The 7,041-nt window shown below is 68.5% G+C and carries 15 protein-coding genes; all 15 read right to left on the reverse strand.

Annotated features, from left to right (window positions below; all coding sequences use genetic code 11):
• Positions 1-187, reverse strand: a 187-nt coding sequence (locus tag L2I40_RS15720; protein WP_237216147.1) for a hypothetical protein, incomplete at its 3' end; no start/stop codon positions are given.
• Entirely contained in the window at positions 184-504 is a 321-nt protein-coding gene (gene rplX, locus L2I40_RS15725) for a 50S ribosomal protein L24 (RefSeq protein ID WP_237216148.1), read from the reverse strand. The genes L2I40_RS15720 and rplX, both read right to left, overlap by 4 nt.
• Positions 505-508: 4 nt before the next feature.
• Positions 509-877: a 50S ribosomal protein L14 gene (gene rplN, locus L2I40_RS15730; RefSeq protein ID WP_237216149.1), complete on the reverse strand. Its 369-nt coding sequence runs from the start codon at positions 875-877 to the stop codon at positions 509-511.
• A gap of 3 nt (positions 878-880) precedes the next feature.
• Positions 881-1,192, reverse strand: a complete 312-nt coding sequence (gene rpsQ / locus L2I40_RS15735; RefSeq protein ID WP_237216150.1) for a 30S ribosomal protein S17 — start codon at positions 1,190-1,192, stop codon at positions 881-883.
• 13 nt (positions 1,193-1,205) lie between these two features.
• Entirely contained in the window at positions 1,206-1,412 is a 207-nt protein-coding gene (gene rpmC, locus L2I40_RS15740) for a 50S ribosomal protein L29 (protein ID WP_237216159.1), read from the reverse strand.
• Positions 1,413-1,420: 8 nt separating this feature from the next.
• Entirely contained in the window at positions 1,421-1,843 is a 423-nt protein-coding gene (gene rplP, locus L2I40_RS15745; protein WP_237216151.1) for a 50S ribosomal protein L16, read from the reverse strand.
• 13 nt (positions 1,844-1,856) lie between these two features.
• The gene (gene rpsC / locus L2I40_RS15750) at positions 1,857-2,534 is read right to left on the reverse strand and encodes a 30S ribosomal protein S3 (RefSeq protein ID WP_237216152.1); all 678 of its coding nucleotides are present in this window, start codon (positions 2,532-2,534) and stop codon (positions 1,857-1,859) included.
• A 1-nt stretch (position 2,535) separates the two neighbouring features.
• A complete protein-coding gene (gene rplV / locus L2I40_RS15755) occupies positions 2,536-2,937 on the reverse strand; it encodes a 50S ribosomal protein L22 (RefSeq protein WP_237216153.1) in 402 nt (133 codons plus the stop codon).
• A gap of 4 nt (positions 2,938-2,941) precedes the next feature.
• Positions 2,942-3,220, reverse strand: a complete 279-nt coding sequence (gene rpsS / locus L2I40_RS15760; protein ID WP_237216154.1) for a 30S ribosomal protein S19 — start codon at positions 3,218-3,220, stop codon at positions 2,942-2,944.
• A 7-nt stretch (positions 3,221-3,227) separates the two neighbouring features.
• Entirely contained in the window at positions 3,228-4,064 is an 837-nt protein-coding gene (rplB, locus tag L2I40_RS15765) for a 50S ribosomal protein L2 (RefSeq protein WP_237216155.1), read from the reverse strand.
• Between the two features lies 1 nt (position 4,065).
• On the reverse strand, positions 4,066-4,395 hold the full coding sequence (locus tag L2I40_RS15770) for a 50S ribosomal protein L23 (protein ID WP_237216156.1): 330 nt from the start codon (positions 4,393-4,395) through the stop codon (positions 4,066-4,068).
• Positions 4,392-5,036, reverse strand: a complete 645-nt coding sequence (rplD, locus tag L2I40_RS15775; RefSeq protein ID WP_237216157.1) for a 50S ribosomal protein L4 — start codon at positions 5,034-5,036, stop codon at positions 4,392-4,394. Before rplD ends, L2I40_RS15770 begins: the two co-directional genes overlap by 4 nt.
• A 6-nt stretch (positions 5,037-5,042) precedes the next feature.
• A complete protein-coding gene (rplC, locus tag L2I40_RS15780; RefSeq protein ID WP_237216158.1) occupies positions 5,043-5,744 on the reverse strand; it encodes a 50S ribosomal protein L3 in 702 nt (233 codons plus the stop codon).
• 22 nt (positions 5,745-5,766) lie between these two features.
• Complete coding sequence (gene rpsJ, locus L2I40_RS15785; protein ID WP_127789263.1) at positions 5,767-6,075, reverse strand: 30S ribosomal protein S10; 309 nt, start codon at positions 6,073-6,075, stop codon at positions 5,767-5,769.
• A gap of 28 nt (positions 6,076-6,103) precedes the next feature.
• On the reverse strand, positions 6,104-7,041 hold a 938-nt coding region (gene tuf / locus L2I40_RS15790; RefSeq protein ID WP_237214375.1), incomplete at its 5' end, for an elongation factor Tu.

A 7,041-nucleotide genomic window follows, 5' to 3' on the forward strand; every position in this document is an offset into this window, starting at 1 on the left:
CCCGGGCGGGCAGCTCGGCGAAGGGGCGGCGATCGCGGTGGCGATGATCCCATTCCTCGTCTTCGCCACGCTCTTCAGCTACTTCGCCCTCGCGCGCGCCGCCCTTGGGGGCGGCCGCCTTCGCGCTGGCCTTCGCGGCCGGCTTCTTCGCGTCGCCCTTGGCGCCGCCCTTCTTCGTCCCGCTCATCGGTCGATCACCTCGCCCGAGACCTTCGCCACGCGGACCTTCTTGCCGTCCTCGAGGGTCTTGAAGCCCACCCGGGTCGGCTTGTCGGTCTTCGGATCGAGCAGCGCCAGGTTGGAAAGGTCGATCGGACCCTCCTTCTCCGTGATGCCGCCCGGACGGTTCAGGCCCTGCGGCTTCTCATGCCGCTTCACCATGTTCACGCCCTGCACGAAGGCGCGGTTCTCCTTCGGGACAACGCGGATCACTTCGCCCCGCTTGCCCTTGTCGCGACCGGCCAGAACCTGGACCCGGTCGCCCTTCCTGATCTTCGCGGCCATGGCCTTACAGGACCTCCGGCGCCAGCGAGATGATCTTCATGAACTTCCGCGCGCGCAGCTCGCGCACGACGGGTCCGAAGATGCGCGTCCCGATGGGTTCGCCCTGCTTGTTGATCAGCACCGCGGCGTTGCCGTCGAAGCGGATCGCCGTCCCGTCGATGCGGCGCACCGGATAGGCGGTGCGGACGATCACGGCGCGATGCACCTCGCCCTTCTTCACCTTGGCGCGCGGGATCGCCTCCTTCACGGAGACGACGATCACGTCGCCGACGCTCGCCGTCTTCCGCTTCGAGCCGCCCAGCACCTTGATGCACTGGACGCGGCGCGCGCCGGAGTTGTCGGCGACGTCGAGGTTGGATTCGACCTGGATCATGGATCAGGCCCCCACCGACGACGGCTGCGCGGCAGGCTGCTCGGCCGGCAGCTCGAGGCCGGCCGGACGCGCCACCGCCTCGCCATTGCGCGTCACGACCAGCCAGGACTTCGTCTTGCTGATCGGCCGGCACTCCTCGATCGAGACCAGGTCGCCCTGCTTGCACAGGTTGGCCTCGTCATGCGCGGCATAGCGCTTCGAGCGGCGGATGAACTTCTTGTAGAGCGGATGCATCACGCGACGCTCGACAAGGACGGTCACCGTCTTGTCGGTCTTGTCGCTGACCACCCGCCCCGTGAGGACGCGCCTCGGCATCGTCCGGAACCCCTTACGACTTGGCCTGAGCGCGGGTGCGCTCGGCCATGATGGTCTTCACCCGGGCGATCGTGCGGCGCACCTCCTTGATGCGCCCCACCGCCTCGAGCTGTCCGGTCGCCCGCTGGAAGCGCAGGTTGAACTGCTCCTTCCGAAGGCCGACCAGCATCTCCTGCAGCTCGTCCGCGCTCTTCGCGCGCACATCGCCGATCTTGGTCATCGCCATGATCACGCCTCCGCCGCGCCGAGGCGCGTGACGATCTTGGTCTTGATCGGCAGCTTCGCCGCGCCGAGCTCGAGCGCCTCGCGCGCGATCTCGCCGGACACGCCGTCGAGCTCGAACATGATCCGGCCCGGCTTCACGCGGCACACCCAGTATTCGGGCGCGCCCTTGCCGGAGCCCATGCGGACTTCGGCCGGCTTGGTCGAGACCGGGACATCCGGAAAGATCCGGATCCACACGCGGCCCTGGCGCTTCATGGCGCGGGTGATCGCGCGGCGCGCCGCCTCGATCTGGCGGGCCGTCACGCGCTCGGGCTCGAGCGCCTTCAGGCCGAAGCCGCCGAAGGTCAGCGTGAAGCCGCCCTTGGCCACGCCCTTGATGCGGCCCTTGTGGGCCTTGCGGAACTTGGTGCGCTTGGGTTGCAGCATCTCACTTCACCAATCAGCGCTGCGGGGCCTGTTCCGCGGCGCGCTTGTCCTGCGCCATCGGATCATGGGCCATCACCTCGCCCTTGAAGATCCACACCTTGACCCCGCAGGTGCCGTAGGTGGTCTTCGCGGTCGCGGTGCCGAAATCGATGTCGGCGCGCAGCGTGTGCAGGGGCACGCGGCCCTCGCGGTACCACTCCATGCGCGCGATCTCGGCGCCGCCGAGACGGCCGGAGCAGTTGATCCGGATGCCGCCCGCGCCGAGGCGCATGGCGGACTGCACGGCGCGCTTCATCGCACGGCGGAAGGCCACGCGACGCTCCAGCTGCTGGGCGATGCTCTCGGCCACCAGCGTCGCGTCGATCTCGGGCTTGCGGATCTCGACGATGTTCAGCGCCACCTCGGCGCCGGCCATCTTCGCCAGGTCCTTGCGCAGCACCTCGATGTCCGCGCCCTTCTTGCCGATCACGACGCCCGGGCGGGCGGCGTGGATCGTCACGCGGGGCTTCTTCGCTGGACGCTCGATCACCACGCGGGACACGCCCGCGCCCTTCAGCCGGTCGCGGAGCGTGCGACGCAGCTTCAGGTCCTCGTGCAGCATCTTCGAGTAGTCCTCGGACCCGAACCAGCGGGAGTCCCAGGTGCGGTTGATGCCGAGCCGGAGCCCGATCGGATTGACTTTCTGGCCCATCTTACGCGGCTTCCTTCTGCGCCGGCGCCTCGGGCGACTTCTCGGCGACCACGATCTTCAGGTGGCTGAACCACTTCTCGACGCGGGACGCGCGGCCGCGGCCACGGGCGTGGAAGCGCTTCATCACGATCGAGCGGCCGACCTCCGCGCGCGACACGACCAGGCGGTCGACGTCGAGCTGGTGGTTGTTCTCGGCGTTGGCGATCGCGCTCTCGAGCGTCTTCTTCACCGTCTGCGCGATGCGGCGCTTGCTGAAGGTCAGCGTCGCGACGGCATCCTGCGCCGTGCGGCCGCGGATCAGCGCGGCCACCAGGTTCAGCTTCCGGGGCGAGACGCGGATGTTGCGCAGGATGGCCTGCGCCTCGGTCTCGTCGAGCGTGCGCTCGTGCTTCGGCTTGCTCATCGGTTCAGCCCCGCTTCGCCTTCTTGTCGGCCGAATGGCCGTTGAAGGTGCGCGTCGGCGAGAACTCGCCGAACTTGTGGCCGACCATGTTCTCCGTCACCTGCACCGGGATGAACTTCTTCCCGTTGTAGACGCCGAAGGTCAGGCCGACGAACTGCGGCAGGATCGTGCTGCGGCGCGACCAGATCTTGATGATCTCGTTGCGGCCCGAAGCGCGGGACACTTCCGCCTTGTTGAGCAGGTAGCCGTCCACGAACGGCCCCTTCCAGACGCTGCGCGGCATGTCTCGCTCAGCCCTTCGTCGCGTTGCGGCGCCGGACAATCAGATTGTCCGTCCGCTTGTTGCTGCGCGTCTTCGCGCCCTTCGTCGGCTTGCCCCACGGCGTGACCGGGTGACGGCCGCCCGAGGTGCGGCCCTCGCCACCGCCATGCGGGTGGTCGATCGGGTTCATGGCGACGCCGCGGTTGTGCGGGCGGAAGCCCATCCACCGCTTGCGGCCGGCCTTGCCGATCTGCTGGTTCATGTTGTCGGCATTCGACACCGCGCCGATCGCCGCCATGCACTCGGCGCGGACGACGCGCGTCTCGCCGGACATGAGCTTGATCTGCGCGTAGCCGGCATCCTTGCCGACCAGCTGCGCGAAGGTGCCGGCGGAGCGGGCCATCTTCGCGCCCGCGCCCGGCTTCAGCTCGATCGCGTGCACGATCGTGCCGACCGGGATGTTGGCCAGCGGCATCGCGTTGCCAGGCTTGATGTCGGCGCCCTTCGAGCCGTTCACCACCGTGTCGCCCGCCTTCAGGCGCTGCGGCGCGATGATGTAGCTCAGCTCGCCGTCCTGATACTTGATCAGGGCGATGAAGGCCGTGCGGTTCGGGTCGTACTCGAGCCGCTCGACCGTGGCGGGCACGTCGAACTTGCGGCGCTTGAAGTCCACCAGGCGGTAGGACTTCTTGTGTCCGCCGCCGCGGAACCGGACCGTGGTGCGGCCGTGGTTGTTGCGGCCGCCCGACGACGTCTTGCCGACCGTCAGCCCCTTGACCGGCTTGCCCTTCCACAGCTCGGAACGGTCGATCAGGACCGTGCCGCGCAGCGAGGGGGTGACCGGGTTGAAGTTCTTCAGCGCCATGTCACGCGAGTCCCGTCGTCAGGTCGATCGTCTGGCCGGCCTGCAGCTTCACGATCGCCTTCTTCCAGTCGGACCGCTGGCCTTCCCGCCCGCGGAACCGCTTGGTCTTGCCCTTCATGACGACCGTGTTCACCGCCTCGACCTTCACCGAGAACAGCTTCTCCACCGCCGCCTTGATCTCCGGCTTCGTCGCATCCAGCGCGACGCGGAAGGTCACCTGGCTGAACTCGTTCAGCCGGGTCGCCTTCTCCGTCACCACCGGGGAGACGATCACCTGGTACATGCGCTCGTCGCTGAGACGCGCGCCGGTCTTCGCCGCCGCCTCGCTCATGCCGCGGCCTCCTCGTTCCCGTTGAGCCGCGCCTCGAGCGCCGCGACGCCCGCACGCGTCACCGCCAGCACGTCGTGCTGGAGGATGTCGTAGACGTTGGCGCCGAGGGTCGGGAGCACGCTGACCTTAGGCAAGTTGCGCGTGACGCGGGCGAAGCCCTCATCGACGGTCGCATCCACCACCAGCGCGCTGGTCCAGCCGAGCGCCTTCAGCTGCTTGGCGACCTGCGCGGTCTTGGCGTCCGTGCCGGCCGCAGCGGCGTCGAGCACCACCAGCTTGCCCTCGGCGGCCTTGGCCGACAGCGCGTGGATCAGGCCCAGGCGACGGACCTTCTTGTTCAGGCTGTAGGCGTGGCTGCGCACCACCGGACCATGCACCACACCGCCCTTGCGGAACTGCGGCGCACGGAGCGAGCCCTGGCGGGCATTGCCGGTGCCCTTCTGACGGTAGGGCTTCTTGGTGGTCCCGGAGACCTCGCCCATGCCCTTCGCCTTGTGCGTGCCGGCACGGCGCTTGGCGAGCTGCCAATGCACGACGCGGGCGAGGATGTCGGCGCGCGGGGTGGCACCGAACAGCGCCTCCGGCAGCTCGATCTCACCCGCCGGCGCGTTGTCCAGCGTGATGACGGGAAGCTTCGGCATGTCGCGTTACCCCTGGACCGCCGCCGGGAAGGGCGCCTCGGCCGGACGCGCGCGCTTCACCGCGTCGCGCACCAGCACGTAGCCGCCCTTCGGGCCCGGGATGGCGCCCTTGATCAGCAGCAGGCCGCGCTCTGCATCGTGCCCGGCGACCACCAGGTTCTGGGTGGTCACGCGCTCGACGCCGAGATGGCCGGCCATCTTCTTGTTCTTGAAGGTCTTGCCCGGATCCTGGCGATTGCCGGTGGAGCCGTGCGAGCGGTGGGTGATCGAGACGCCGTGCGACGCCTCGAGGCCGGCGAAGTTCCAGCGCTTCATCGCACCCGCGAAGCCCTTGCCGACCGTGACGCCGGTGACGTCCACCTTCTGGCCCAGCAGGAAGTGCCCGGCCGCAAGCTTCGTGCCCGGCGGCACCAGGCCGTCGGCCGGCACGCGGAACTCCACGAGCTTGCGCGGCGCCTCGACGCCGGCCTTCGCGAAGTGGCCCTTCTGCGGCTTCGTCACGTTCTTCGGCTTGGCGTTGCCGATGCCGAGCTGGACGGCGTCGTAGCCGTCCTTCTCGGCCGTGCGGTTCGCCACCACGCGCACCTCGTCGAGGTGCAGCACGGTGACGGGCACGGTGGAGCCGTCGTCGTTGAACAGCCGGGTCATTCCCAGCTTGCGGGCGATCAGCCCGGTCCTCTTACCACTCTGGCGGCCTTGCGTGGCCATGGCAGGTGTCCCTTCGGCCGCGTCAGATCTTGATCTCGACGTCCACGCCGGAGGCGAGGTCGAGCTTCATCAGCGCGTCCACGGTCTGCGGGGTGGGGTCCACGATGTCGAGCAGGCGGCGATGCGTGCGGATCTCGAACTGCTCGCGCGACTTCTTGTCGACGTGCGGCGAGCGGTTGACGGTGAAGCGCTCGATCTGCGTCGGCAGGGGGATGGGCCCGCGCACCTGCGCGCCCGTCCGCTTGGCCGTGTTCACGATCTCCCGCGTGCTGCCGTCCAGCACGCGGTGATCGAACGCCTTGAGGCGGATGCGGATGTTCTGGCTGTCCATGATGCTGGACCCGATCCCGACCCGTCTCTTACTTCACGATCTTGGCGACGACGCCGGCGCCGACGGTGCGGCCGCCTTCGCGGATCGCAAACCGCAGGCCCTCGTCCATGGCGATCGGCGCGATCAGCTCGACATCCATCGACACGTTGTCGCCCGGCATCACCATCTCGGTGCCCTCCGGCAGCTTCACCACGCCCGTCACGTCCGTCGTGCGGAAGTAGAACTGCGGACGGTAGTTGGTGAAGAACGGCGTGTGACGCCCGCCCTCCTCCTTCGTCAGGATGTACGCTTCCGCCTTGAACTGCGTGTGCGGCGTGATCGAGCCGGGGGCGGCCAGCACCTGACCGCGCTCCACATCCTCGCGCTTCGTGCCGCGCAGCAGCGCGCCGATGTTGTCGCCCGCCTCGCCGCTGTCCAGCAGCTTGCGGAACATCTCGACGCCCGTCACCGTCGTCTTCACCGTCGGCTTCAGGCCGACGATCTCGACCTCCTCGCCAACCTTCACCACGCCGCGCTCCACGCGACCCGTCACCACCGTGCCGCGGCCCGAAATCGAGAACACGTCCTCGATCGGCATCAGGAACGGACGATCCTTCGGACGCTCCGGCTGCGGAATGTACGCGTCCACCGCCTCCATCAGCTTCAGGATCGCCTGCTCGCCCAGCGCCGGCTCGCGGTCCTCCAGCGCGCACAGCGCCGAGCCCTTGATCACCGGAATCTCGTCGCCCGGGAACTTGTACGAGCTCAGCAGCTCGCGAACCTCCATCTCGACCAGCTCAACCAGGTCGGGGTCCGCCATGTCCATCTTGTTCAGGAACACCACCAGCGCCGGAACACCGACCTGACGCGCCAGCAGGATGTGCTCCCGCGTCTGCGGCATCGGGCCGTCCGCCGCCGAGACCACCAGGATCGCGCCGTCCATCTGCGCCGCACCCGTGATCATGTTCTTCACGTAGTCCGCATGGC

The sequence above is a fragment of the Falsiroseomonas oryziterrae genome (assembly GCF_021864505.1).
GTDB lineage: Bacteria > Pseudomonadota > Alphaproteobacteria > Acetobacterales > Acetobacteraceae > Falsiroseomonas > Falsiroseomonas oryziterrae.